Source organism: Streptomyces venezuelae (assembly GCF_008642375.1).
Lineage (GTDB): Bacteria > Actinomycetota > Actinomycetes > Streptomycetales > Streptomycetaceae > Streptomyces > Streptomyces venezuelae_G.
Genome location: NZ_CP029194.1, coordinates 1,360,814 through 1,385,339 on the forward strand (window position 1 = coordinate 1,360,814; position 24,526 = coordinate 1,385,339).

Consider the following 24,526-nt stretch of genomic DNA (forward strand, 5'->3'; position numbering starts at 1 on the left):
TGTTGACAGACAAACCGAGAAGGTCGTAGCCGTCGTCTCGTTCCGCGCGGGCGACGGGCGCGGCCTTCTCGTGCGAGACCGCCTTCACCCGGACCGGCAAGGCGCTGAGCAGTGGAAAGCGCCTGGAACTGCTCGATCTGCTGGCGCAGGGCGAGCGCCCCGTCGACGCGCTCGCCAAGGCGGCCGGGCTCAACCTGACCACCGCCTCCGCCCACCTGCAGACCCTCAAGCAGGCAGGGCTCGTGGCAACCCGCCAGGACGGTGTACTCATCCACTACCACCTCGCCGGCAACGACGTCGCCGCCCTGTACGCCCTGCTGCGAGCCCGCCCGTACCGCCTACCTCGGCTCCGACAACGCGGAGGAGGTCGACCGCGAGCAACTGCTGGCCCGCGCCGAGGCGGGGGAGGTCGCCGTCCTCGACGTCCGCCCAGCGGAGGAGTACGCGGCCGGGCACGCCCCCGGAGCCCTGTCCATTCCCGTCGAGGAACTCGCCGAGCGGATCGCAGAGTTGCCCGCTGACGTCGAGGTGGTCTCATACTGTCGCGGGGCCTACTGCGTCCTCGCCCACGACGCCTCACGCCTCCTGCACGCCCACGGCCGCAAGGCGGCCCGGCTGACCGACGGGATGCTGGAGTGGCGACTGGCCGAGCTGCCCGTGGACAGCGGGGCCGCCGTATGATCCCCGCGCAGCCCGCCTTCGCCGACGGCCCGGTCTACCTGGACTACAACGCCACCACCCCGGTGGACCCGAGGGTCGCCGAGGCGATGCTGAGGAAGACGGCACGGCAGTGATGAACCCCAGGATTGGTCCTGCCATCCCCCGTGCCCCGATTGGACACCCTCCACCGCGCGCTCGGGTGAATCCCTGTGCGCCCGACGGTGCGCCATGACAGTGCGTCACCTATCATCACGCATGGTGACGACAGAGACATGTCCCCGTCAACGGCCGGACGGCCGGTAAAGGAGAGTCCCTCGTGCCCTCAAACAGTGATGCACGGCGGCCAGAGAGCCGCCGCTACATGAGCCGGGGGGTGGACGTCCACATCGGGGAAGCGGAGAGCGGCGGCGTCGATCTCCGGTTGGACGGCATGCCCGTCGACGTCATCTTCCTCGACGGTGAGTACCACAGCCAGCTCGCCAACATGTTCACCGGATTCCCCACCATGGACGACCTCGTGGACTCGCTCCTGGAGACGCAGGGGAAGACGTGGGTGCTGCGCGCCGTGGCCCGCACGTGCGCGGGCCACGGTGGTGGCGGTCACGATCACGGCGGCGGGCACGACCACGGGGGCGGCGGGGGCGGGCACGACCACGACGATCACAACCACTCCGGAGGGGGCGGCGGCCGATGAACATCCGAAAGAACATCTACAGCCTGACCGCGCAGGAGCTCGCCGACTTCCAGGATGCGCTCAACGCGATCAAGGCCGACGGCAGCTATGACGACTTCATCGAGCGCCACCACCACGCGATGATGGAGGCGACTCCCCTGTCGGGGGAGACCGTGAACCCGAGCGTCCGCAATGTCGCGCACCGGGGGCCGGCTTTCCTGCCTTGGCACCGGTACTTCTGTCGGGAACTGGAGCTGCTGCTCCAGGCCAAGAGGAAGAACGTCACCCTCCCCTACTGGGACGAGGCGGCGGACGCGGTCGCTCCCGCGGCGGCCGCCCTGTGGAACACCGACCCGAACGCGGGCCCGGTGTACGTGGGTGGCGACGGCGACGGCCCGAACGGCGAGGTGACGACGGGGCCGTTCAAGCACTGGACGGCTCTGATCGAGGATCTGGAGACCGGAGGGCTCGTCCCCCGGCAGGGCATCCTCCGAGCGTTGGGCAGTACGGGCGGCCCGGAAGCGCGGAACAAGCCGTTGTTCCCGACGGCGGCCCAGGTGGAGAACATGCTCGTGAACTGGGGCGTCTACGACACCGCCCCCTGGTCGACAGCCAGCCAGGGCAGCTTCCGCAACCGTTTGGAAGGCTGGGAACGGATCGTCCCCCCGCAAGGCGTGCCCCCCGCCGAACTCGGTTCCCAGATGCACAACCGCGTGCACATCTGGGTCGGTGGGGACATGGGCCCCGGAACCTCGCCCAACGACCCCGTCTTCTTCCTGCACCACTGCAATGCCGACCGGCTGTGGGCCCGCTGGCAGCACACACACCCCACAGCCCCGTATCTTCCGGCGAGCGGTGGCCCCCTCGGCCACAACCTCGGCGACACCATGGGGCACCTCGTCACGACCGACGCGACACCCGCGCGCTCCCTCGACTACCGGCGCAGCCTCGGCTTCATCTACGACACCGACCCGCCGCTGGTCGAGCAGGTCTCCCCAACGGTGCACTTCCAGGACGTGCCGACCCTGGAAACCGTCTGGCGACCGGCGGTCTTCCGGATCCGGGCCGGCGCGCCCGTCCACCTGGAGGTCGTGTCGGGCAGCGGACCGGCCGCGCCGTACGCGGTCACCTCCCAGGGCGGGAGGGTGACGCACACGCCGGTCGCGGACAGCGCCCCCTTCGACCTCGTGCGCGTCTGGCTCGCCTTCACCGGTGCGGCGACGCCGGGGGCGGCCGCCGCCGGCGCGGTGAAAATCCGCTGCGTGGAGACCGGGCAAGTCTTCGACTTCACCCTCACAGGCAACACGGCCCCGCGGGAGACCACCGGAGTGGTGTTCGCCCTGGACAAGTCCCTCAGCATGGCCCAGCCCACGAGCAACGGCCACAGCCACATGCAGATGGTGCGCGAGGCGGTCGCGCGAGGCGTCGAGCTCATCCGGGACGACAGCGGCGCCGGATTGGTGACCTTCGACCAAGACGCGCACCCCGAGGTGAAGCTGTCGCCGTTCGCGCCCGCCCTGAGTCAGCGCGCCGACGTCTTGGCGGCGATCAATGCCGTGGAGCCCGGCGGCGACACCTCCCTCGGAGACGGCGTGACGGCCGCCCAGCAGACCATGAACGCGAACGGCCGCGCCTTCACCAGCCGCGCGCTGGTCGTGGTCACCGACGGACTGGAAAACCAGCCGAAGTTCCTGCACGAGGTCGGCGGGACGATCGGCACGCGGACCTTCGCCATCGTAGCGGGGCCCGCAAACCCGGTCAGCGCCCCCTCGCTGACCAGGCTGGCGAACGGGACCGGCGGTCGGCTGCTGCTCACCGATACCCCCGGCACCGACGCCGAAGGGTTCTTCCGGCTGTCCACCTACATCCAGCAGGTCCTCGCCTCGGCCGCCGACGAAGACGTGGTGACCGAGACTTCCGGGGTCGTCACCCCGGGTGAGGAGGTCCGGGTCCCCTTCCAGCTCAACGAAACGGACATCGAGGCGACCGTCATTCTCTCGCTGGACGTGCCCTCGGTCTCACTCGAGTTGGAGACACCAGCGGGGCGGGTCCTCACGGAATCCGAACTCACCGCCCTCGGTGCCGCCGTCAGACACACCACGAACCCGAACATGATTTTCTGTCGCTTCCGGCTGCCCATCCCCGCCGGGACCGGCGCTCACAGCGGCACGTGGCATGTGAATCTCAAGGCAGATGAGCGTGTCCTGCGCGAGGAGACCGACAAACTCAGGACCGAGGCGGATAAGGATCCGGCGCGCAGCGCCGAACTGGACCGGCTGACCGCCCACGGCCCGCGCTACAGCGTCGTCGTCACCGCGTGGAGCAATCTGCGCCTCAACTCGCGCGTCACCCAGCCGAGCATGGAACCGGGCGCCACCATCCGGTTCGACGCCGCCCTGGCCGAGTTCGGACGACCGGTCGAGAGCCGTGCCGACGTAGAGGCGGAGGTGCGGCGCCCCGACGGCGTCGTGGTGACCGTGCCGCTCGACGAGGAGGTGCCGGGCGCCTTCAGGGGTGATCTCACGGCAACCATGGCGGGCGTCTGGCAGGCCCGGATCACGGCCCGCGGGCACACCTACGGCCGGACGCGGTTCGCGAGGCAGCAACGGCTCGACGTCGCCGTACTGGTGGGCGGGGACCAACCGCCCGCCCCAGTGGTGGGGACTGACGTCGACGGCAACGACTGAAGACCAGACGACGGTCGCAGACGGGCTGAACCGCGGCACGCGTGCCGCGGTTCAGCTATGTCAGTTCGGTGAGCTCCCGCTCCAGGTTCCGCCGCGCCGCCGCCTCCGGTGCTCCGTGCCGTACAAGATGCGGAACAGCCTTGGCAGGCCGAGCAGTTGCCCCGGAACCGCCGCCCGCCCCTCCTGGAAGGCGTCGTCGGGGAGGGAGACGTACTCCTCTCGGACCGCTGCCAAGCGGGCAGAGGGGACGAGGGCATCGAGGCGATCACGGAACGGACGCTACTGAAAGCCCCGGCCGGTGACCGTGTGCAGGGTCGGCAGGGCAGGCGACGATCCGCATCGGCTCCTGCCTAGGTACACGCTCGCCGGGGTGTGACCTCGGGTAGCCGGTGAGCACGCACATAGTCGGTGAGGCCAACTACCGCGCTCAGTCACAGTGGGGCGAGTCGGGGAAGTGGCCGGGTCAGCGGACTCGACTCGTCGGCGGACGTGTGGCCGTGGTCCACCTGGGGACGCTGCGTGTGGCGAGTGCCGGAGCGCGGCGAGCGGCAACGACTCGCTGCAGGTCACGCGGGGTCGGTGCCGGGGACCTGGGCGGTACCACCGGCGTGAGCTGGGCGTGCTCGGGCAGCGAGGCGAGCATGCTGTCCTTCCAGCGCGGTACGGGCGCTGGGTCGGAGACGCTGTCGGTGATGGCCCTGACGAGCGCGATCGGCGTGTGCGTGGACGCTGTGGCGTACCAGCGGGCATAGCTCGCCTCGAGGCCGCCCCAGAGGTACCAGCGCGCCTCCAGGGTGGTGAGTTCCTTCTCGGCGTCGAGCTCGCCCGTGGTGTACTCGACGCCGGCCAGACCGTCGGGAGTCTGGAGTTCGAGGACGCCCCAGCGTGGGTGCTGGATCTTCCAGCCGCGCTGGATCAGCGGCACCATCGGCTGGAACGCGTCGAGTTCCTCGTTCTCCGGGTGGGGCGGAGCCAGGTACGCGTGCGGACCGGCGGCGTACGCCTTGGCCAGGGCGGTGGTGAAGGCGGCGACGAACTCCGTGGGCGCCATGTCGTTGAAACACACGCCCCAGACGGGCGGACCGAATCTGTCGCGGTACGCGCTGATGCGCCACAGTCCGTCGTCCTCCCCCTCGGGGAGGAAGCCGAGCCGGACCTTGCGGTCGGGCGCATTGACGTACGCGTTGCCGAGGTCGTCATGGCTGAGCTCCCAGCCCAGCGCGAACAGGGGCCGGAGAGCGGGGTCCCCCGTCGCGGTGCTGCCGGCCAGGTAGCGGGGCGAGACGAAGACGTCTCCGTCGACCTCCGCTGCATCCTCGGTACCGCGGTTCATCGCGCTGCCCGGGTCTCGACGGCGATCTCCTCGGCGACCAGGTCAAGACGCTCGTTGACCTCGGCCGTGTCTCGGCCAGTGACGATGTAGAAGCCGGCGCGGCCGGTGAAGAGGTCGCCCTCGGGCGGCAGGACGAGCTGGTCGCCGACCTCTCGGATCCACGTCACCTCTCGCAGCCACGGAGTGCAGGCTGCGAACGGCTGGGTGATGCGGCGCACGGTGAGCACACCGGAGGCAGCCGGGTAGAGCATGCGGACACCTGCGGCCCGGCCGTGGGCCGGCGTGAGGTCGGGGGCGCGTCCGGTGGCGAGGTCGGCGGCGATTCTCGGCAGGTCGATGCCCGTGGCGAGGTGCACGAGGCGCCCGATCATGTCGCCGCCTATGCGCGCGTTGACCTCGATCAGGCGGGGACGCCCGTCGACCAGGCGCATCTCGACGTGCTGGATTCCATCGGTGATTCCCAGGGCCCTGACCGCGGCGGCGGCGACGGGTCCGACCTGGGGCAGGAGAGGGTCGTGGGCGTCCACGGTGTGCCCGGTCTCCTCGAAGTAGGGGGCCGGCCCCAGGAACTTTCGGGTGACGGCGACGGCGGTGGTCACGCCGCGGTGGGTGACGCACTCGACGGAGATCTCCGGGCCGTCGAGGTACTCCTCGACCAGGACGGCCGTATCCTCCCGGCTCTGGTCGGCTCCGGCCGCGGCGAACTGGAAGGCGTCGGGGAGGGCTTCGGCCCGGTCGACGCGGATCACGCCGATGCTCCCGGCGAAGGCGGCGGGCTTGATGACGACGGGGTACCCGATGGTCATCGTGGCGAGGCCGGCCTCGACCAGGGAGCGGGCCTTCATGGAAGCGGCCGACGGTACGCCGTGGCGGGCGAACAGGGTGCGGGCGGTGGCCTTGTTCCGACACGCCCGCATCACCTCCACTGAGTTCGCGGCGACGCCGAGAGCGCGGGCGAGCCGGGCCGTGGGGACGAGGTGCCACTCCGACCAGGTGACGATGCCCGCGATCTCGTGGCGCTCGGCCAGAGCACGGCCGGCGGCGAACAGAGCGGTGGTGTCGTCGAGATCGGCAACGACGTGGTCGACGATGAAGGACTTCTCCCACGACGGCTCGGTGCCTGTGATCAGGACGACGTCGTACGCGGCCGCGACCTGCTCGAGGCAGTAGCCGCGATAGGTGCGGTCACCAGGGGCGACGACGAGCACGACGGGACGAGCGGGCAAGACGACTCCAGGTGTGCGAGGGGAACGGTGTGAACGAGGGGGAGGTCAGGGGGTGCGACGGCGGCGCAGCTCGAACGCGGAGGCCCACTCCGGGTGTTCGGCGATCAGCTTCCTGACATAGAGAGCCGTGAAGTTGTTGTTCAGACCGTGCACGCCGTGCGGCAGCCGCCACCGGAGGGCTTCGAAGAGGGCCTTGAGACTGATGCGCGTGGCTCCCGCCGCCAGCCGCTCGCGGGTGAGTCGTTCCAGAGCCCGGTAGACGTGCGGGTTGTGGACGTCGAAGGCGTGAAACTGCTCGGCGATCGTGAGGCGGGCCTCTCGGCGGCGTGGGGCCAGGACGGTTGTGGGCATCGGGGGAACTCCACGAGGACGGGGCGGGTCAGGCGGCCAGGGCCTGGTCGGTGCGCAGGCGGGTGAAGGCGATGGCAAGGCCGAGGGCCTGCAGGGCGGCGCAGACGGTGATGACGTGACCGAGCGCCCAGGACGGGGTCAGGGCAGTCAGGACGCCGGCCAGGGGGAAGGGCACCAGGAGGACGAGGATGGTGGCCGACAGGGTGCTGCCGAACACCGCCGGGGGGATGAGGCGGGAGCGCAGAGTGCGCAGGACGACGGTCATGCCGCCTTCGCCGGCCATCAGAACGGCGACGAGGACCAGGTACGAGAGGTAGTCGGGAGCCTGGGAGACGGCGAGGCAGGCGAGCGAGGCGATGGCGGCGCAGGTCGCTCCCACCGGCCACAACCCGAGGCGGTCGATGGCGAACCGGCAGATGGTGACGGCTAGCAGAGTGGCCCCGGCGGCGGCCGACCAGACGATGCCGACGGCCGTGGTGGACTGGCCGTAGTGGTCCACGACGATCACGGGGCCTGCGGCCTGAAGGAAGCCCGTCGCCAGGTTGGAGATCGTCAGGCCGGTCACAAGCCAACCGAGCGCGGGCAACGACCGGATGGTCCGCAGGCCGGTGATCAACCCGGCGCTTGCGCGCTGCTTCGGCGCCCGAGCGGGGGCGACCACCGACGGCGGGGTGCTCAGGGCGAACAGGGCTGCGAGCAGCGAAAGGGCGGCGATGACGGCCAGCATCCGAGGTGGTCCGGCGAGCAGGAGCAGCGCGCCGAGCGCCGGTCCGGCGAGCGTCGCGGTCTGGTCGATGCCCAGCAGGACGGCCTGGACACGGTGTGCCCGCTCCCCCGCCACTCGGCCGGCAGCGGCACCCGCGGTCTCGGCGGCGATGTAGCTGAACTCGGTGAGCACTCCGGTGGTGGCGGCCAGGCCCATCACGGTCACGGTCGCCACGATGCCGACGGGGTGGAGGACGAGGATGATCGCGCCGACGGCGATGACCAGGGCGCGGCCAAGGGAGGCGAGGAAGAAGACGACCGAGGCGCCACGGCGGTCCACGACCGCGCCCGCCCACCCGAACGCGGCCAGGCGGGGCACCCACTCCAGGGCGAACGCGATACCGGTCAGGGCGGCCGAGCGGGTGGTAGCAAGGACCAGAAGCGGGATGCCGTACGTGGACATGGCGAACGCGAGGGCATCCACCGTGCGCGGCAGGTAGATGCCGCGCAGCAGTCCTGCGGTGTGGAGGGCGTGCCGGGGTCCGGCGATCAGGTCGGTCATCGTCGCTTTCGTCAAGGAGCGCAGCCCGCCTCAGCGGGATGGAGGAAGAGAAGAGCCGGTCGGGCAAGCGACTGGCGCACGCCCTGGGCGGATGCCGCGCAACTGCGGGAGCCGTCTTGTTTTCGAGGTCGGTGACCCCGCCGGTGGCCGGGTTACGCCGCCTGCCGCGCGCCGTCGAGCGCCTCGGCGGACGTGAGGGCGGCTCCGCCATGTCCCGCGATCCACGACTCCACGGCGGTCCTCGGACCGGTGAGGCTTTCGCCGTCCTCCACTGACACCACGAGCCCGACCTCGCCGTTCCGTTCCGGGCGCCGCCCGGATACGTCGGCGCTGCCCAGGAGCTGGAGGGTGGCCCGTACCCGTGTCACGAAAGTGCTGGTGACACGCGGGTAGTCGTGGGCACGAGCCCAGCGGGCGGCTTCCTCGTAGACGCCGGCCAGCTGAGTACCGGACTCGGTGAGGCTGAGTCCCTGTCGTGGGCGGACGAGGCCGAGAGTGTGCGCCTGCGCGGTGGCGTGCCGGAGCTGATGCGGCGAGAGATCCGGAAAAGTGCGGGCCAGGCCGCGGGGCGGGATGGCGCCGTTGTCGTCTATCTCGGTGAGCAGTCGGATCAGTTCGGGTGAGGCCAGGGCCGAGCAGGTCCGCTCGAACTCGTCCCAGCAGCGTGCGGAAGTCATCGGCGCGCGCCTCCTGCCCTGACCGCCGTCTGCATGCGAGCCGGGTTGGCGTGGGAGAAGAGATTGCCATAGCCAGGTCGTGCCGGTCGGGTGGGCACGGCCGGCTGGGGAATGCGCGGCCGGTGGCTGGTCCAGTGCTTCGGGGCCGTACGCGATGCACGGTCCGCGTTCCCCCAGACCGGGTGCTGGCTGCCGGAATCGAGGGTTCGGCCGGCGGACCAGGCCGACAGGGCCCCGAAGACGCGGCCCAGGCCCTCGCCGGATGACGACAGCCGATAGGGCTGACCGGGGCCGGCGCTCGCCACGAGCCCGTCTTCGGCGAGTTGCCGCAGGGGCGGGTAGATGTTCGTCCAGTACCCGTCGGGCATCACGACCCTGGCGACGGCCCGCGCGCTGCTCTCCCCGCGGGACTTCAAGACCCACAGGATCGCGGCGGCGTGCCGACGGGTGAGCAGGGTGAGGCTGTCCTCGACGTGCTCAATCGCGGACAGGGGCTCGTCCGGCTTCTCCAGGAACTCCTCGGCCCAGGCGGCGATCACGGGCAGCACCGGCAGCAGCGCCGTGCCCCGATCGGTGAGACCGTAGGTGACGTGCCGCGACGTGTGCTCCGTGCGCACGACGATCCCTGCGTCGCTGAGGGCCCGGAGCTTGGGGTGGAGCTGGCCGCTCAGGAGCCAGGGCATTTTGTCCGAGATCTCGGTGTAGCGGAGGGGACCGGAGCCCAATGTCAGCAGGATCCGGACGTTCCATCGCGGGGTGATCATGCCGAGGGTTTCGGTGACGCGGGCGATGTCGGCGTCGCTGCCCGGGGGCAGACCGGTGGTGGCCAAGGGAGTACTCCAGGGGGTGAAAGGGCCGTGCCCGTTCGGCTCAGCGGATCCGGGCTTTGGTCCCGGTCGCCGTCGACGGTGCGGGAGCCACGGATACGGCCGGGGGCTCACAGGCCCGAACTCGTCCCAGGCTGTTCAGGACCGCTGCGGCGGTCTTGGCCTGGGCGTCCCGGGCGGCAACGGCTTCGACGACGCGGCGAGCGCAGTCGAGAAGGTGAGCCGCCTCGTGGGCGCCGATCCCGCGCTCGGGTTGGACGAGCTGCAGGAGCCGGTCACGGTGGAAGGTGATGGTCCGCTCGGCGAAGGCCAGGTCGTGACGGCTGCCGAGAAGGGCTGCGAGCATGCCCGGGGGCCGGGTCTGAGCGTGGGCTTCGAGTGTGGTGATCGGGGCGCCGTACAAGTCCTCGATCCGTACGGCAAGCTCGGCGGACGTGAGAGCGGTCGGTCGAAGGGCTTTCACGGTCGGCGACTGCGGGGCGCCCCGGCCCGCAGGGGTACCCGGGCGTCAGTGGCCGGCGGCAGGGTGGCCATGACGAACTCCTGGACTCGACGCACTGCCCGGTCCTGGTGCACGTACGGAGGCATCGTGCGCAGCAGGACGTCCAGTGATCGTCGGTATCCGCTGCGGGCGCGGAGTGCCGCTTCGAGCCACTGGGCGTCCATCCGAAGGCCATCGGCGGACAGTTCGTTCATGTCCCGCTTGGGCGACATCGCCTCGTGCACGCGGTCCCGGATACGAGCGACCTGAGTCTCGGCCACGACGAGGAGGGAGCGCAGCTCGAGTGCGCGGGTCAGAGCGGCGGACGGGTCCGGACCGGCGGCCAGCTCATAGAGCTCCGTGACTGGGGCGCCGAAAGCCTCGTGGAGACGGGCGTCCTGGCTGCACGGCTTGGTCCGCACGCTCACCGGACCACCACCCGGGACGGCACAGACGGAGGTGCGGAACGCGTCGGCGGGCTGGTCGGTACGGCCGGTCCGCGCCGCGTCAGGCGTTCGGCCGCCGCATCCTGCTTGCCGCCGGCGTTCGGCTCCAGAAGCAGCCGGAGGGTCACGGCCCGGCCGTCGCGGACCGTAACGGCGGCGTCGACGCGGTGAGCGAGACCCAGCGTCGGGTCGTCGACCTCGCTGGGCTGGGTATCCAGGGCGGCGAGTAGGTCGTCCTCTGCCCGTTCCAAAGCAGCCTGCGACTCGGTGAGCAGCCCATGCCAGCGCACGACGACGGTGGCCTTCCGATGGGCGTTCGGCGCCGCTTCGACCGCGGCCTTGAGCGCGTCGATGCTCAGGCCGAAGCGCTGCTCGATCTGCTCGGTGATCGGGCCCAGGACATCCCCTATGCCGTCGGACACGGGCAATCCCTTCTGAAGAGAGCGGAATTCGACGGAGAAGGTCAGTCGAGGCACATATAGGCGTCGCGGTAGACGTAGGTGCCCGACACCCATCCCTTCACGCCGGTGGTCCGGTCGGTGATGTAGTGCCAGCCGCCGCTGCTCTTGTGGACGGTGAAGGAGTGGCCCCGGTAGAGGATTCCGACGGCGGTGGACTTGGTGGTGGCCTTGGAGCGGATGGTGACGGCGCGGGCGCCGATCACCCATGGTCCGGGCCGGTCGCAGTCACGGATCGACGGCAGAGCGGCGTGTGCGTTGCTGCCGAGTGCCGCCGGTGCGGCGGTGGCCGAGGCCGCGGTCACGAGTGGCAGAGCGAGTGCGGCGAGCATCGCAGTGGCTACCGCAGTTCGGGTGGAGCGCATGCGGAATGAACCTCCATGGAGGAATGGGAAATAAGAGGGGCGGCCCGGGGATTCCTCCCTCAGCGCCGGTACAAGAGTCCGCAGAATCGCCGGTTTGGCTAACCGGGGATCGTCGGCTATCTTTCGCCCGCCCCGGCCCGTGGGAGGGTCAACGGCGGCGGCCCGACGGGCGGCCGACTGGGGGCGGTAATACGGCTCCCCGCGTCTGGAGGGAGCGGGCCGTTGGTGTCACTGACGGCAGTGGGCCGGCGTTGCCGGCAAGGCGCTCCTCGTACCACTGCAGCGCGCCCTCGGCGGTGGCGAAGCCCCCTTCGCGCAGGGTGTGTGTCCAGGTGTCGGTGTCCACGTCCTCGTGCAGCACGCGGAAGGGGGACGGGGCTCGTCCGTCGAGCGCGTGCAGGACGACGAGGGTGAGCAGGGAGTCGGGGTCGTCGTTCGTGTAGCTGGCCAGGAGGGCGAAGCGGTCGCCGTCGCCCCTGAGCCGCTCCTCCAGCACGCGGGTCGTCTCGTCGGCCGGTGCCGTACCTGTGCCGGGTGGCAGGCGGATGACGTCCGGCGGGCAGCCGCGGGAGATCAGGAAGGACTGGGCCATGACCGGTAGAGGAACGTGGGAGTGCTCGAAGCGAAACGTCCGCGCCGCGAGATCGCGCTGCAGATGGAGGGCGACGACCTGCGGCTCGCCGGGGATTCCGTAAGTGGCGGCTCCGTTGTGCAGGACGTAGTAGCTGGCCGAGTCCTCGTCCGTGTGGTGCTCGGCGAGCACGGTGAGCATGTCCTGCTCGATCTCGATCGCGTGCCAGAACGCCTCGTCGGTCTGTTCGTCAGCGGCCTCGAAACCGTCGAGGCGGAGATCCGGTTCGGGTGGGGGCATCGGGCCTCTCGGTCAGTCGGGATGAGGGTCATCGACGGCTGTGCGTCGCGCTCGGCCACGCCCCGGGCCGGCGTGCGGTCGGCACCGCCGCCGCGCTGCTGCGGTGACTGCGCGCCAGAGCCGCGCGGCCTGGAGCGGTGAGCGCGACCGGCTGTCCGGTGTGCACCGGGTGGCTCGTGTCTCGGGAGACGAGGCCCAGGAATTCGAGCTGCTGGAGCTGGGCGTACGGAATCCGGGTACCCGAGGCCGTGGCCACCGACATCCGGCCCGTCAGAAGGTGCTCGTGCAGTTTGGCGCCGCCGGCGATGGCCAGCAGAGCGGCGTAGTCGGCGGCCGGCATCGCTTCACCGGCGGCCGGCTGTGCAGTGCGGGCGGAGCTCTCGATGGGCTCCAGGTCGGCGAGTACGAGCCGCGCCGCGACGGCGCGCTCGTCGGCTGCTGCTTCCAACTGGCCGACCGTACGGTCGATGCGCTGCAGCAGAGCGGCATCGACGGGGAATTCGCCGCTGGAGAGCCGGTGCAGCAGTGTGCGGTGGAAGCTCACGGCGGTCTCCGCCTTGACCAGGACGCGATGCCGGTCGACAAGGTCGGTGTGCCGCTCGTCGAGGATGCCTCGGTCGCGGTGGGCCCAGAGCGTGTCGACGTCGTGGCCGGTGGCCGCTTCGATGCGCAGGTCGAGCGACGAGACCGCACGCCGTATCGCTCCCGGTGGAAGGTCAGGGGCCATGGGGTACGACTCCTGTCGTCATCGGACGTGGTGCTGCGTGACACCGAGGGCGGGGCGGGGCAGGCCCGGCATCGCGGAGGGCAGCGGCGCCGGCGCCGGTACGGGGCCGTGGGTCGCGAGCTGGGGCGAACGCGAGCGGGAGGCGTGGGTCCGGGCGCTCAGTGGTCGGCGCATCATCCCGAGGCGGTGGCCGACGGTGTCGTAGATGTCGTTGCGGGCGCGTGGTCGTACGGCGACGACATGGACCTCGCTGGGGTGCTGGGCGGTCGATGGGGCCGGCCGCACGGCGTAGACGACCCTCCACTCCTTGCGGGAGTCGACGAGGAGCTTGCGGTAGCCCGCCAGGTCGCCGGTCAGCTTCGTACCGAACAACTGGGCGTTGACCACGTCTTGCAGCTGAGCGAGGGCGAGGTCGCGGATGTCTCCGGGAGCCTGGAGGAGGTCGGTCAGGGCGTGCGGATCGAAGGACAGTCCGAAGGCCGGACGGTGCTCGGGCCCAGCCATCACGCCGCCATGTCCAGGTCACCGCCGGTCCCGTCCAACCTGTCCGCGGTACGGGCCGAGGGCTTCGGGCCGGGCAGGAGACGGTGCGAGGGTCGGTCCGGGGAGGTCATACAGGCCGACAGCGGGCCGCCTGGTCCCCGGATCGCGGCGATGGCGTGAGCGAGGAAGTCCCGGTGCCACACCAGCATGCCGGACAGCCCGGTCTCCGGGTCCTTGTGCTGCTGGTAGGCGAGCCAGAGCGCATGGAGCCAGGCGACGACGTCGTGGTGCTCCTGCCACTGGAGGCACCACGGCGCCGCCGTGGTGACCTCGGCTCCGTAGACGGGAAGGAGGAAGTCGTCGACCCAGTCCGACAGCGCGTCGAGCTCGTCCTCGTACGACTCGCCCTCCAGCTCAAGGATCGGCCGTGGCTGCGGCAAGACAGCCGGTGCCGACCCGCCTGATCCGGGCATGCCGAAGGCAGCGAACGGCGGTGGCAAAGGCGTGGGCGCGGAGGCGAGGTCGTCGAGCTGCCGGGCCTGCTGCGCCGACTGCTCCATCAGTTTCCGAACGCTGGCCTCGATCCCTTCGAGATGGGAATCCGGAACGCGTATCGGTTCCCTTTCCCCGGTCTCTTCGGGGTGCGCGGTTTCGGGCATGGAAGGGCGACTCCTTGAAGACCTGGGCGAATAGCTGGAGTTGGAACGTCAGGCGGTCAGGCCGACGTCGTCCTTGGTGAGGGTCTGGCGGACGGTCTCGGTCAGGCGGTCGGCGGCGATCCCGGCGTAGTGCGGGGTCTTCTCGACGCCGATGAAGGCGCGGTCCTCCAGCAGAGCGGCCACGCCCGTGGAACCGGATCCGGCGCAGAAGTCGAGGACCGTGCCACCCGGCGGGGCGATCTTGACCAGCTCCCGCATGACCTCGACGGGCTTCTGCGTGATGTGCTGCCGGGCCTTTCCCGACGGCTGCGACGCGCTGTACAGGCCCGGCAGGTAGACCGGGTTGCGAGAGCCGTCGATCGCTCCCTTCGAGGCCCACACGATGAACTCACAGTTCTGCGTGAAACGGCCCTTCTGCGGCCTGGCCTGCGGCTTGTGCCAGGCCAGCACGCCGCGCCACAGCCAGCCGGCTGCCTGGATCGCATCCGTCGTGACGGGGAGCTGACGCCAGTCGGTGAACAGCAGCGCGGTCCCGCCGTCCTTCGTCAGCCGGTGGGCCTCGGTCATGATCTGCGTGAGCCAGAAGCCGTAGCTGCGCTGGTCCATGTTCTCGCCAGTGAAGTCGGCGAGGGCGTGCGTGGCGTCGGCGGAGGTGTACTTCTGCTTCGCACTGCGGCTTGTGCGTTCCTTCGCTGTCCGGCCTCCGCTGTTGTACGGCGGGTCGGTGATGACGGAGTCGACGCAGTCGTCCGGCAGGCCGGCGAGGACGCTGAGAGCGTCGCCCTGGTGGAGAGAAAAGGACAAAGGGGTACCCCGATTCGAGTGCGGTGAATAGCGAGATCACTCGCTCAGAGGAGGTCCCGCGGGGCCGGAGTTGGGCATGCAGAAGCCCAGGGCCACGGAAGCATGAGGAGCGAGGAGAGTTCCAAAACTGTAGGTGCAGAACGCCGGTCAACCAAGAAGGGGATGGAAGAGGAGTCGCATTCCGATCCCTCTTGCCGACTTTTTGGTCGACCGGGATTTCGGACCTACTGTTTTGGAACCGCCCGGCGCACACCGCCGATGGCTCGCCCCACCCTCATGCCTCCTGGGCTCTCCCTGCTCCGGCATGCCTGAGCCAATTCCGGCGTGCGGTGCGAGCGGTAACTCGCCCGCACGCCCGGTCTCTCCAGATCACCCGTCTCCGGCCGCCGCACCCCTTCCGACCGTCATCACGCGTGCGCGGCAGGCCGAACCCTGCACCCTCAAGGACCGCTCTGTGATGTCTCGTTACCCGCCCATGTCCGTAACCCGACTCGGACGAGTGAACCGCTCCGGGTGAAGGTCCTCGCCGCCGGCATCGGCGTCGTCTTCCTCTCTCCTCTTCTCATCGGCGGCACGGCCATGGCGATGGCCGCCTCCAGCGATGCCGTCCAGAGCACCAGCTCGATCGGCCATTGCCTTCCCGACCTCGATACGGACAAGGTCGCCGATCAGGTGACTCGCATCCTCGACGGTGCGGACGCCTCCGACGTCCGCATCGAGGGCCTCGACCTGCCTGGCGAACAGATCCCCCACGCACAGACCATCGTCGCCACCGGCATCAGCCTCGACGTGCCCAAACGCGGGCAGATCATCGCCCTCGCCACCGCCATGCAGGAGTCCCGGCTGCGGAACCTCGCCTACGGCGACCGCGACTCGCTGGGGCTTTTCCAGCAGCGCCCCAGCCAGGGCTGGGGCACCGCTGAGCAGATCCGCGATCCCGTCCACGCCTCGGAACAGTTCTACAAGGTGCTGCTGAAGGTGAACGGCTGGCAGCAGATGACGGTGACGCAGGCCGCGCAAGCCGTACAGCGCTCTGGCTACCCGGAGGCGTACGCGCAGTGGGAGCCTCTCGCCACCGCGCTACAGAAGGCCGTCGCCGCCACCTTCCCCGGCGCCGACCGCGACCGCCCCGGCAAGAGCACCGAAGGCAAGGTCACCCTCTCGGGCTGCGGCACGGCGGACGGCTCGTCGTTCGGGCCGATCCGTGAAGGTGCCGTCCCGAAGGGCTACACAATCCCGAAGGGCACCGACCCGCGGGCCCGTACGGCGATCGTCTGGGCGATGCGCCAGCTCGGCACGATGTACCAGTGGGGTGGCTCGTGCACGGCCCCGCACGGCCCCGACCCGATGGGCCGATGCGACTGCAGCTCGCTGATGCAGCAGGCGTACTCCGAGGCCGGCATCAAGCTCACCCGCACCACGTACACGCAGGTCAACGAGGGCAAGCCTGTCTCGACGACGAGCCTGAAGCCCGGTGACCTGATCTTCTCCCGGGGCACCGCCGTCCGGCCCGAGCACGTCGGCATGGCGATCGGTCAGGGCCTCGTGATCGAAGCGCCGAAGACCGGCAAGCCCGTGCGGATCACGCCCCTCACCGACTGGGACGTCCTCGCCGTGCGCCGCGTCCTCTGACGTCCCGCCCGACGCCGCCTGTCCTCGCCACAGGCGCCATGTCCCCCGCGCACGTCGCGCCGCCTCTCCCCCTCCCCGCCGGGCCTCGGCCTGCGCCCTGAAGGAGTTTCCCCATACCCATGCCGTTCGCTGACCGCATCCTCCACCTCGCCTACGACCCCGGCATCACCCCCAAGGGAGGCGGACTGCCCGGCCTGTCCGTCCTGAAGAACGTCGTCTCCAGCATCAACATGTTCGGCCTCATCGCCGTGGTCGGCGCGCTCGCCGTCTCGCTCGGCGTGTGGGCCTGGGGCCACCACACCGGCGGCCACCAGGCCGAGGCCAACGGCAAGAAGGGCGCGCTCGTCGCGGCGGGCGCCGCCCTCGGCCTGGGCGCTGCCAACGGCATCGTCACCTTCTTCAGCGCCCTGGGGTCGCAGGTCCACTGATGCTGAAACGATCGATCTCCCGATCGGCCTACGTCACGGGCTGGTCGCCCACCCGCAGGGCACTGCTGATCGTCGCCGTGCTCTTCACCCTGATCGCCGTCACCGGCCTGACCGCCGCGCTGACGGGGAAACGCGACCATCCCTCCGAGTCCGCCGGCAGTCCCGCCCCGTCATCACCGAGCAGCACGACGGCACCTGCCAGCAGCGGAAATCCGCATGCCGGTACGGGTTCGGTACCTGCACCGCCACGGATCGCCGACCCCATCGCCTTCGCCCAGCGGGCCGCGGCCATGCTCTGGTCCTACGACACCCGCGACACCACCCGTGATGCGCAGATCGCCGGCATGGAGCGCTGGATGACGAAGGAGTCGCAGTACAGCGACTGGCTCTCGGTCTCCGCGCAGGTGCCGGACCCGACACTCTGGTCGCGCATGGCCGACCAGCAGCAGCACGCCAGCGCGGCCATGGCCGAGGGCCACTATCCGGCGGCGTTCAAGCAGGCCCTCGCGCAGGATCCGGCCGCGATCACCAAGGCGTACATCTACGCCGTGACCGTGACCGGCAAGCAGCGGATCACATGGGCCAAGGGCGGCGGTGGGGCGGAGGACCGCTCCGTAACCCTCGCCGTGCAGTGCCGGCCGTCCCACGACTGCACCCTGGTCGCCATCGCCCCGCGCGTCGCGCCCTGACCCGCCCTGACAGAAAGGAGGGACCCCTTCCATGGGCTTCTGCGATCTTCCCCTCGCGGGCACCGTCTGCGCGGTCGGCGATGCGGTCGACTTCGCCTCCGACCCGGGCAAGGCGATCGGCGACTGGATGGCGAAGTCAGCCGGCGAACTCGCCGCCACCGCAGCCGACCTGGCCGCCAGGGCCGTCAACGCCACGACCGACGTGGACCTTCGTGCCGGATGGTTCGTCGACAACTACGAACTGCTCCTCCCCATCGGCCTCGTCCTGCTGGTCGCCACGTTCTGCGCCCAGCTCATCCGGGCCGCGGTCCGCCGCGACGGCCAGGCCCTCGCCCAAGCGCTCACCGGCACAGCCAGCGGCGTGCTGTTCTCGTTCTGCGCCATCGCGTTCACCACCGTGGCCATCGAGGTTGTCGACGCCCTCTCCGACGGGTTGTTCAAGGCCGCGCATCTGGACATCGAGTCCGCGGTCCGGCGGATCGTCAAGGTGGGGCAGATCGCTGCCCTTTCCGGGCTCGGCTGGCTCGTCACCGCTCTCGTCGGCCTCGGCGCCGCGATCGGTGCGCTCCTCTACTGGTGCATGATGATGACCCGCAAGGTGGGCATACTGCTCATGGTCACGCTGGCTGTGTTCGCGGGCGCCGGAGGCGGCTGGGAGGTGGCCCGCCGCTGGCGGCGCGGCTGGATCGAAGCCACCGCCACCCTCGTGGTCTCCAAGCTCTTGATGACGATCGTGTTCGTCCTCGGCATCGCCGCGATGGGCAAGACCGAAGCGGACGACGGCCTGGCCGCGCTCGCCGACGTCATGGCCGGCATCGTCATCATGGTGTTGATCCTTTTGTGCCCCTACGCGACCTTCAAGTTCGTCCACTGGGCAGCAGAGGGATCGGACGGAGAATCGCTCCACCGCGCCGGCGGCGCCGGCGCCCAACTCGCCAAGCAGCACGCGGAGAAAGCCACGCGCAAGGCCGTCCAGGTGGCGGCGACCGCCGGAACCGGTGGTGCCGCGGCCGGGGCAGGCGCCGCTCCGCAGGGGCCCGATTCAGTCCCTGGTGGGGGCGGATTCCCAGGCGACATCGCCTCTAACCCGACCAGTGGTCAGGAGAGTTCGCAGAGCAGCGGATCGGGTGTCTCGCCCGGTGGGGAAGCCGCGCTGTCCAGCCTGGAGAAGGCGGTGCAGCCCCCGCCGACCAGCGTCTCCGACGACACCGGCGGCCAGTTCGGCGGCGGCGCGGGACCGAATGGCTCCGCGCCCGGCGCCGCAACCGGCCAGGGCGGCGGGTGGCAGTCCACGCCGCCGTCGACCAGCCCGCCGCCACAGGGCGCCCCGTCCACGTCCGGCTCGTCGGCCGGGGCCGGATGGTCGGCTTCCCCACCCCCTCCGTCCGGCCTCTGAGCCTCTGATCCTTGCCCCGGGGCGGGAGCCATCCCAGGCTTCCCGCCCCGGGGCGACCACCCCGCGCACGTCTGGACCGCCCACTTGTCTGATCTCTCCGTCGCCCCGGCCACGGTCAAATTCCCTCACCGGTCCCGCCGCGGCATTCTGCTCGGCCTGTCCCTTCCCCAGCTGGTCCTCGTCTCGGGCGCGCTGGCTCTCCTCCTGGCAACCGTGCTCTCCACCGGGCTGGTCGGCGCCATCGCCCTGGCTCCGCTGTGGGCCGCGGTCGCCGCCCTGGTCACGGTCCGCCGCGACGGCCGGTCGCTCATCGACTGGGCCCCGGTCGTCGCCCGCTACGCCCACCGCCGTCGTACGGGACAGACGCTCTGGCTCGCGCGACCTGTCTCCCGCCCCCGGCAGGACGGCGTCCTGCACCTGCCGGGCACCGCCTCTTCCCTCAAGGTCGTGACCCCCGGTGACTCCGCCGGCAGTGCCGCCGCCGTCCACGATCCCCACGGCCAGACCCTCACAGCCATCGCGCGGGTCTCCAGCCGCGCCTTCGCCCTACTCGACCCCGCCACGCAGAACCACAACGTCTCCGCATGGGGCCGCGCGCTCGCCGGCGTCGCCCGCACCGGTCATGTCGCCACAGTGCAGGTCCTGGAGCGCACCGTGCCGGACTCGGGCGACACCCTCGCCCGTCACTGGGCGCAGTACGGGCAGGCCGACACCCCGGTCGCCGGCCAGGTGTACGCCGAGCTCGTCGCTTCCGCCGGCCCGGCTGCCGCCCCGCACGAGGCGTATCTCGCCATCTCCCTGGACCTCAAGGCCGCCAAACGCCTCGTCTCCCGGGCCGGCGGCGGCCTGAACGGCGCTTTCACCGTCATGGAGCAGACCACCTCCTCAATCGCCCAGGCCGCCCGCAGCGCGGGCCTGACGGTGACCGGCTGGCTCACCGCCCGGGAGATCGCCGGCGTCATCCGCACCGCCTACGACCCCAAGGCTCTCGGTGCCCTCCAGCAATGGTCCGAGACAGGTCGCGCCGAGGCGGACGCCGCAGCCGCCGGCCCCGTCGTTCAGGTCGAGGAGTACGACCGGATCGCCACCGACTCCGCCCGTCACGCCACCTACTGGGTCGAGGACTGGCCGAGGACCGAAACCGGCGCCGGGTTCCTGCACGGGCTCATGTTCACGCCCGGAGTGCGGCGGACCCTGTCCCTTGTATACGTGCCGCAGGGGCTCGAGTCCGCGCTGCGCGACGTCCAGCGGAAGAAGGCCGCGATCCTCGCCGACGCCAGCGAGCGTTCACGGCGCGGGCAGGTCGACTCCGAGGCCGACTCCGTCGAGTACGCCGATGTCAAGCAGCGCGAGCGGCAACTGATCGCCGGACACGCCGATGTCGCTCTGACCGGACTGCTCACCGTCACCGCCGAGACAGACGCCCTCCTCGACGCTGCCTGCGCCCAGATCGAGACCGCGGCCGTCACCGCCGGAGTCGACCTGCGCCGACTCCTCTACCAGCAGCCTGACGCCTTCGCCCTCGGTGCCCTGCCCCTCGCCCGCACCGCCCTCTGACGGCGACGGCCTCGAACCGTCGCCGCTCCCTCGCCCTGTCCCCCGCCCGGTGACAGGAAGGAATCCCTCTTTGCACACAAGCTCGCGTCCCGACGACGCGCACCCCTACCTCCGGGCCGCCAGTGCGGGAATCCGCCATCACACCCGTGTTCTCGCTCGGGCCGTGCAGACGGCCGAGCCCAGGACGGCAGTGAACCGCGCGCACCTCGACGTGCTGCACGCCCACCTCACCCAGGTGCACCAACTGCTCGACCAGCTCGCCGACGCTGCCCGTCCCCCGCACCCGGCAGCCGGCCGCCACCTCGTCTCCGCGCGCACCCGCCTCTGGCAGGCCATCACCGAAGTCCACTCCGCCTTCCACCTCCTGCCCACCGTCTCCCGCGACCGCACCGACGCGTCGGAATGTCACCCCGACCGCCTGCCGGAAGGCCCGCCGGTGCTGACCATCTGCCAGCGCCACCTCGCCGCCGGGCACAGCGTGCGCCGCAAGACCACCCCCACTGACCTCAGCAGCCCGCTCCCCGCGCACACCACCTGGTGCGCCCGGTGAGTGGAGCACGCCGGAGAGAGGGCCCCCGATGAACCACCGGCCCGCACGCCGAGCCCGCCGCGCCTCCGCTTCCCCGCTGTTCACGCCCCACACCGCAGACCGTGCCAGTCGAAGAGCGGCACGTCGGCAGCTCGCCGAGGCCGCCGCCAAGGCCCGCGCCGAGGCGAGCTCACACCCTGCCGGTACCGAGCGCGCCGAGCAGACGATGGCGTCCCCGCTTTATCCGCCGAGCGGGCGTCCGGGCCTCGCTTCCGCCCGTGGCGGGAAGCTGAAGCTGCCGGCACACCGCATGACCACCGCCACCGCCTCCGGGGCGTATCCGTTCCTCGCCGAGGGCGGTCTCGGAGCCGAGGGCATCTACATCGGCCGTGACGTCCACGCCGAAGCCTCCTTCGTGTTCGACCCGTTCGCCCTCTACGGCCGCGTCGAAGGCTTCACCAACCCGAATGTCCTTCTCGCCGGCGTGATCGGCCAGGGCAAGAGCGCCCTGGCGAAGAGCTTCGCGCTCCGGTCGGTCGCCTTCGGCTACCGGGTCTACGTCCCGTGTGATCCCAAGGGGGAGTGGACGGCTGTCGCCTCCGCGCTCGGCGGCACGTCCGTCGCCCTCGGTCCTGGCCTTCCCGGCAGGCTCAACCCCCTCGATCCCGCTCCCAGACCGGCTTCCGTCCCGGAAGCGGACTGGGAGGGCGAGATCCGTAAGCGCCGCCTGCTCCTGCTCGGTTCTCTGGCACGCACGGTCCTGGGGCGGGACCTGCTGCCGATGGAGCACACAGCGCTGGACGTCGCGCTCGACACCGTCGTGGCACGAGCCGCCGCCATCGGACGATCTCCGCTGCTCGGCGACATCGCCGCTGCCCTCAACCATCCCGACCAGCTCGACCACGCGGCGGGAACGACGTCCTGGCGTCTTGGGGAAGCAGCACGCGACCTCGCTCACGCCATGCGCCGCCTCGTCCACGGCGATCTGGCCGGCATGTTCGACGCCCCGTCCACCGTCGTCTTCGACCCGAACAGTCCGATGCTCACCATCGACCTGTCCCAGCTTGGCGGATCCGGCGACGACACCGCCCTCGTCCTCGCCATGACCTGTGCCTCAGCCTGGATGGAATCCGCCCTCACCGACCCGCACAGCGGCAGGCGGTGGATCGTCTACGACGAGGCGTGGCGGCTCATGCGTCACCCCGGGCTGCTCCAGCGCATGCAGTCCCAGTGGAAGCTGAGCCGCGGCCTGGGCATCGCCAACCTGATGGTGATCCACCGACTTTCCGACCTGTTGGCCGCCGGCGACGCCGGCTCCCAGGGCCGCGCCCTCGCGGAGGGTCTGCTAGCCGACTGCTCCACCCGCATCATCTACCGACAGGAGACCGACCAACTCCACGCCGCGGCCTCCCTGCTGGGCCTGACGGGCGTCGAGACCGAAGCGATCGCCCACCTCAACCGCGGGCGCGGCCTGTGGAAGGTCGCCGGCAGGAGCTTCATCGTGCAGCACCTTCTGCACCCCCATGAACGGGCCCTGTTCGACACCGACGCCCGCATGCACTGAAAAAGCGCCGAGTTCACGAAAACTGAAGCCCCGTTGCTGCCCGTCCGGCGCCGTGAGGTGCAGTGATGAGTGTAGGTCAGGTCCTGAGTTCCTGTCGGATGGCTTTGTGCGTCGGACCCAGCACTTCGACTTGGATCTGGGAGGCACCTGTCAGTCGAGGTCAGTCCGACAGGGTCACCAGCGTTGGCAGCAGTCCACCGTCGGAGGCCGAGATCTGGTCGTCAACTCGTAATCTGCACCGCATAGAGAGCGCCGATGCCTGCGGCGAGAGTGCCGAGAAGGAGCCGGAGACCGGTCTCGGGCAGATGTGGTTGGAGCCGGGCACCGAGGTACCCGCCGACCAGGCCGCCGGCTCCGCACGACAAGCCGAGGAGCCAGTCGGGAGCGACGTCACCTGTAACGGCCAGAGAGAGCAGCGCGTAGGTGGACGACCCGATGATCGAGGTGATGAAGGTGGAGGCCAGGGCGGCGGGCGCCACGGTGGCGACCGGTACTCCGCGGCCGAGGAGGATCGGACCGAGCAAGGAGCCGCCACCGATGCCGTAGACGCCGCCGGCCACCCCGACGGTCAGGGCCAGCGCCGTCGTGGCGCGGGGCGACGGCGGCCGGGACGGGCGGACAGGCGCCGGGCGCAGTGTCCGTGCCAGCAGCCACACCCCCAGGGGCAGCAGCAGGGCGGCGACGAGGAACCGGAAGACGCGCGGGCCAGGAACGGCGAATACCCGGACCACCGCGCCGACGACCACACCGGGCACGGTGCCCGCGATCAACAGGCGGGTCAGCGGCCCTCGCAGGCTCCCCGCCCGATGGTGGCGCAGCAGCGCACCGGGACCGGCGACGACATTGTAGAGAAGGTTGGTCGGAGTCACCGCTGGGCTCGGCACGCCCAGGATGCTGACCTGCACAGGTAGCAGGAAGACGGCTCCGGAGACGCCCACAGGCGCCGTGATCACCGATATCAGCAGCCCGGCCACGAATCCGAGCAGGCTCGTCGACCACTCCACTACAACCCCCCTCGGAGACCACCGCTCCCGAACACACCCGGGAGCGCGCGTGCCTCCCGTTCGCGTGAACAACGACCCCTGCTTGATCCAACCGCCTCCCGAGGCGATGAACAACTGCTGCCCAAACCCGTGTGCCAAGCCAGTCGACTACTGCTCGTAGTCGCCTTCGGGACTGGCCTGTGTGAGGGGTTGTAGCGCAAGGGTGATCGGCCCCGAACATCGGGACATCGGACCGGTCGTGGACGAGAACATCGATCCCCGCACCGTGTTCAGCAACACCCCTGCACTGTGGTCGAACGCCGTCCCGCCGTGCCGTCGGTACGGTCCGCGGCGCCGCGCAGCGCTCCTTCGGCACGTCCGGCCCCGGCCTCACCGCGTGCAGTCGTCCGACGCTAACCCTCATCCCCGGAGATTCCCTCTGAGCATGCCCGTACTTCCGATCACGGTCGTCATCGGCACCCGCCTCCGCGAGGGCCGGCTCGGCTACTTGACCGCCATGCACACCAGCTTCACCCGGCAGCGTGTGCCGTGGGAAGCCGCCATCGCCCTCGACGGCGCCGACCCGGCTCGTCTGCCCGCCCCGCTCGCACAGGATCCCCGTGTCCCCACGCTCGCGGTGCCCCGCGCCGTCGGCGCCGCGTGCGCCCGCAATCCAGCTTTCACCACGGTACGAACCCGGTACGTGAACTGGGCCGACGACGATGACGTGTTCCCGGAACACTCCCTCGTCCT

26 protein-coding genes and 3 pseudogenes are annotated in these 24,526 nt (G+C 70.5%); 12 read left to right on the forward strand and 17 right to left on the reverse strand.

Annotated elements, in window-relative coordinates; genetic code table 11:
• Positions 1-140 precede the first annotated feature (140 nt).
• The 4 genes and pseudogenes from DEJ46_RS39720 to DEJ46_RS05900 form a co-directional block, all read left to right on the forward strand.
• Positions 141-248: pseudogene (locus tag DEJ46_RS39720) on the forward strand (helix-turn-helix domain-containing protein); the annotation flags it as partial.
• Positions 249-261: 13 nt separating this feature from the next.
• Entirely contained in the window at positions 262-681 is a 420-nt protein-coding gene (locus DEJ46_RS05890; protein WP_223834532.1) for a rhodanese-like domain-containing protein, read from the forward strand.
• Between the two features lie 340 nt (positions 682-1,021).
• Positions 1,022-1,354 carry a hypothetical protein gene (locus DEJ46_RS05895; RefSeq protein ID WP_150264503.1) on the forward strand — a complete coding sequence of 111 codons (333 nt, stop codon included), beginning with the start codon at positions 1,022-1,024 and terminating at the stop codon, positions 1,352-1,354.
• A complete protein-coding gene (locus tag DEJ46_RS05900) occupies positions 1,351-4,020 on the forward strand; it encodes a tyrosinase family protein (RefSeq protein ID WP_150264504.1) in 2,670 nt (889 codons plus the stop codon). Before DEJ46_RS05895 ends, DEJ46_RS05900 begins: the two co-directional genes overlap by 4 nt.
• Positions 4,021-4,075: 55 nt before the next feature.
• Here DEJ46_RS05900 and DEJ46_RS39725 read toward each other — a convergent pair.
• The 16 genes and pseudogenes from DEJ46_RS39725 to DEJ46_RS05975 form a co-directional block, all read right to left on the reverse strand.
• Positions 4,076-4,260: pseudogene (locus DEJ46_RS39725) on the reverse strand (hypothetical protein); the annotation flags it as partial.
• A gap of 223 nt (positions 4,261-4,483) precedes the next feature.
• Complete coding sequence (locus DEJ46_RS05905) at positions 4,484-5,353, reverse strand: DUF317 domain-containing protein (protein WP_150264505.1); 870 nt, start codon at positions 5,351-5,353, stop codon at positions 4,484-4,486.
• Positions 5,350-6,579 (reverse strand): acetyl-CoA carboxylase biotin carboxylase subunit family protein, encoded by a 1,230-nt coding sequence (locus tag DEJ46_RS05910; RefSeq protein WP_223834533.1) that lies wholly within the window; start codon positions 6,577-6,579, stop codon positions 5,350-5,352. The genes DEJ46_RS05905 and DEJ46_RS05910 overlap by 4 nt, the downstream gene beginning before the upstream one ends.
• Positions 6,580-6,624: 45 nt before the next feature.
• Positions 6,625-6,930 carry a hypothetical protein gene (locus DEJ46_RS05915; RefSeq protein ID WP_150264506.1) on the reverse strand — a complete coding sequence of 102 codons (306 nt, stop codon included), beginning with the start codon at positions 6,928-6,930 and terminating at the stop codon, positions 6,625-6,627.
• A gap of 28 nt (positions 6,931-6,958) precedes the next feature.
• Positions 6,959-8,197, reverse strand: a complete 1,239-nt coding sequence (locus tag DEJ46_RS05920; protein ID WP_150264507.1) for an MFS transporter — start codon at positions 8,195-8,197, stop codon at positions 6,959-6,961.
• A gap of 152 nt (positions 8,198-8,349) precedes the next feature.
• A complete protein-coding gene (locus tag DEJ46_RS05925) occupies positions 8,350-8,874 on the reverse strand; it encodes a hypothetical protein (RefSeq protein WP_150264508.1) in 525 nt (174 codons plus the stop codon).
• The gene (locus tag DEJ46_RS05930) at positions 8,871-9,704 is read right to left on the reverse strand and encodes a winged helix-turn-helix transcriptional regulator (RefSeq protein WP_150264509.1); all 834 of its coding nucleotides are present in this window, start codon (positions 9,702-9,704) and stop codon (positions 8,871-8,873) included. The genes DEJ46_RS05925 and DEJ46_RS05930 overlap by 4 nt, the downstream gene beginning before the upstream one ends.
• Before the next feature lie 40 nt (positions 9,705-9,744).
• A complete protein-coding gene (locus tag DEJ46_RS05935; protein WP_150264510.1) occupies positions 9,745-10,164 on the reverse strand; it encodes a hypothetical protein in 420 nt (139 codons plus the stop codon).
• A complete protein-coding gene (locus tag DEJ46_RS05940; protein WP_190622462.1) occupies positions 10,161-10,610 on the reverse strand; it encodes a hypothetical protein in 450 nt (149 codons plus the stop codon). The genes DEJ46_RS05935 and DEJ46_RS05940 overlap by 4 nt, the downstream gene beginning before the upstream one ends.
• Positions 10,607-11,050 carry a hypothetical protein gene (locus DEJ46_RS05945; protein WP_150264511.1) on the reverse strand — a complete coding sequence of 148 codons (444 nt, stop codon included), beginning with the start codon at positions 11,048-11,050 and terminating at the stop codon, positions 10,607-10,609. Before DEJ46_RS05945 ends, DEJ46_RS05940 begins: the two co-directional genes overlap by 4 nt.
• Positions 11,051-11,091: 41 nt before the next feature.
• Complete coding sequence (locus tag DEJ46_RS05950; protein WP_223834534.1) at positions 11,092-11,451, reverse strand: SH3 domain-containing protein; 360 nt, start codon at positions 11,449-11,451, stop codon at positions 11,092-11,094.
• A 148-nt stretch (positions 11,452-11,599) separates the two neighbouring features.
• Positions 11,600-12,322: a hypothetical protein gene (locus DEJ46_RS05955; RefSeq protein ID WP_150264512.1), complete on the reverse strand. Its 723-nt coding sequence runs from the start codon at positions 12,320-12,322 to the stop codon at positions 11,600-11,602.
• Positions 12,323-12,350: 28 nt separating this feature from the next.
• A complete protein-coding gene (locus DEJ46_RS05960; RefSeq protein ID WP_150264513.1) occupies positions 12,351-13,049 on the reverse strand; it encodes a hypothetical protein in 699 nt (232 codons plus the stop codon).
• An 18-nt stretch (positions 13,050-13,067) separates the two neighbouring features.
• Positions 13,068-13,553 (reverse strand): hypothetical protein, encoded by a 486-nt coding sequence (locus DEJ46_RS05965; RefSeq protein ID WP_150264514.1) that lies wholly within the window; start codon positions 13,551-13,553, stop codon positions 13,068-13,070.
• Positions 13,553-14,092 (reverse strand): DUF4913 domain-containing protein, encoded by a 540-nt coding sequence (locus DEJ46_RS05970; protein WP_190622464.1) that lies wholly within the window; start codon positions 14,090-14,092, stop codon positions 13,553-13,555. Before DEJ46_RS05970 ends, DEJ46_RS05965 begins: the two co-directional genes overlap by 1 nt.
• 147 nt (positions 14,093-14,239) lie before the next feature.
• Positions 14,240-14,995 (reverse strand): DNA-methyltransferase, encoded by a 756-nt coding sequence (locus DEJ46_RS05975; protein WP_150264516.1) that lies wholly within the window; start codon positions 14,993-14,995, stop codon positions 14,240-14,242.
• Between the two features lie 513 nt (positions 14,996-15,508).
• On the opposite strand from DEJ46_RS05975, the gene DEJ46_RS05980 reads away from it, so the two are divergent.
• The 7 genes from DEJ46_RS05980 (at position 15,509) to DEJ46_RS06010 (ending at position 22,790) form a co-directional block, all read left to right on the forward strand.
• Positions 15,509-16,627 (forward strand): C40 family peptidase, encoded by a 1,119-nt coding sequence (locus DEJ46_RS05980; RefSeq protein WP_150264517.1) that lies wholly within the window; start codon positions 15,509-15,511, stop codon positions 16,625-16,627.
• Positions 16,628-16,740: 113 nt separating this feature from the next.
• Positions 16,741-17,055 carry a DUF6112 family protein gene (locus DEJ46_RS05985; RefSeq protein WP_150264518.1) on the forward strand — a complete coding sequence of 105 codons (315 nt, stop codon included), beginning with the start codon at positions 16,741-16,743 and terminating at the stop codon, positions 17,053-17,055.
• Complete coding sequence (locus tag DEJ46_RS05990) at positions 17,055-17,744, forward strand: hypothetical protein (protein WP_150264519.1); 690 nt, start codon at positions 17,055-17,057, stop codon at positions 17,742-17,744. Before DEJ46_RS05985 ends, DEJ46_RS05990 begins: the two co-directional genes overlap by 1 nt.
• Positions 17,745-17,775: 31 nt before the next feature.
• Complete coding sequence (locus tag DEJ46_RS05995; protein WP_150264520.1) at positions 17,776-19,140, forward strand: type IV secretion system protein; 1,365 nt, start codon at positions 17,776-17,778, stop codon at positions 19,138-19,140.
• An 84-nt stretch (positions 19,141-19,224) separates the two neighbouring features.
• Positions 19,225-20,697 (forward strand): SCO6880 family protein, encoded by a 1,473-nt coding sequence (locus tag DEJ46_RS06000; protein ID WP_150264521.1) that lies wholly within the window; start codon positions 19,225-19,227, stop codon positions 20,695-20,697.
• A 70-nt stretch (positions 20,698-20,767) separates the two neighbouring features.
• Positions 20,768-21,247 (forward strand): DUF6238 family protein, encoded by a 480-nt coding sequence (locus DEJ46_RS06005; protein ID WP_150264522.1) that lies wholly within the window; start codon positions 20,768-20,770, stop codon positions 21,245-21,247.
• A 28-nt stretch (positions 21,248-21,275) separates the two neighbouring features.
• Positions 21,276-22,790, forward strand: a complete 1,515-nt coding sequence (locus DEJ46_RS06010; RefSeq protein ID WP_150264523.1) for a VirB4 family type IV secretion system protein — start codon at positions 21,276-21,278, stop codon at positions 22,788-22,790.
• 221 nt (positions 22,791-23,011) lie between these two features.
• Here DEJ46_RS06010 and DEJ46_RS06015 read toward each other — a convergent pair whose 3' ends face one another.
• Positions 23,012-23,794: a sulfite exporter TauE/SafE family protein gene (locus tag DEJ46_RS06015; RefSeq protein ID WP_150264524.1), complete on the reverse strand. Its 783-nt coding sequence runs from the start codon at positions 23,792-23,794 to the stop codon at positions 23,012-23,014.
• Between the two features lie 496 nt (positions 23,795-24,290).
• Between DEJ46_RS06015 and DEJ46_RS39730 the strand changes: the two are divergent.
• Positions 24,291-24,521 (forward strand): annotated as a pseudogene (locus DEJ46_RS39730) (glycosyltransferase); the annotation flags it as partial.
• Positions 24,522-24,526 lie beyond the last annotated feature (5 nt).

Coding starts and splice junctions, on each gene's coding strand:
- DEJ46_RS05925 (WP_150264508.1), bottom strand. CDS start 8,874: ATGACTTCCGCACGCTGCTGGGACGAGTTCGAGCGGACCTGCTCGGCC.
- DEJ46_RS06010 (WP_150264523.1), top strand. CDS start 21,276: ATGAACCACCGGCCCGCACGCCGAGCCCGCCGCGCCTCCGCTTCCCCG.
- DEJ46_RS05965 (WP_150264514.1), bottom strand. CDS start 13,553: ATGGCTGGGCCCGAGCACCGTCCGGCCTTCGGACTGTCCTTCGATCCG.
- DEJ46_RS05905 (WP_150264505.1), bottom strand. CDS start 5,353: ATGAACCGCGGTACCGAGGATGCAGCGGAGGTCGACGGAGACGTCTTC.
- DEJ46_RS05970 (WP_190622464.1), bottom strand. CDS start 14,092: ATGGAGCAGTCGGCGCAGCAGGCCCGGCAGCTCGACGACCTCGCCTCC.
- DEJ46_RS05900 (WP_150264504.1), top strand. CDS start 1,351: ATGAACATCCGAAAGAACATCTACAGCCTGACCGCGCAGGAGCTCGCC.
- DEJ46_RS05915 (WP_150264506.1), bottom strand. CDS start 6,930: ATGCCCACAACCGTCCTGGCCCCACGCCGCCGAGAGGCCCGCCTCACG.
- DEJ46_RS05950 (WP_223834534.1), bottom strand. CDS start 11,451: ATGCGCTCCACCCGAACTGCGGTAGCCACTGCGATGCTCGCCGCACTC.
- DEJ46_RS05990 (WP_150264519.1), top strand. CDS start 17,055: ATGCTGAAACGATCGATCTCCCGATCGGCCTACGTCACGGGCTGGTCG.
- DEJ46_RS05960 (WP_150264513.1), bottom strand. CDS start 13,049: ATGGCCCCTGACCTTCCACCGGGAGCGATACGGCGTGCGGTCTCGTCG.
- DEJ46_RS05955 (WP_150264512.1), bottom strand. CDS start 12,322: ATGCCCCCACCCGAACCGGATCTCCGCCTCGACGGTTTCGAGGCCGCT.
- DEJ46_RS05995 (WP_150264520.1), top strand. CDS start 17,776: ATGGGCTTCTGCGATCTTCCCCTCGCGGGCACCGTCTGCGCGGTCGGC.
- DEJ46_RS05895 (WP_150264503.1), top strand. CDS start 1,022: ATGAGCCGGGGGGTGGACGTCCACATCGGGGAAGCGGAGAGCGGCGGC.
- DEJ46_RS05920 (WP_150264507.1), bottom strand. CDS start 8,197: ATGACCGACCTGATCGCCGGACCCCGGCACGCCCTCCACACCGCAGGA.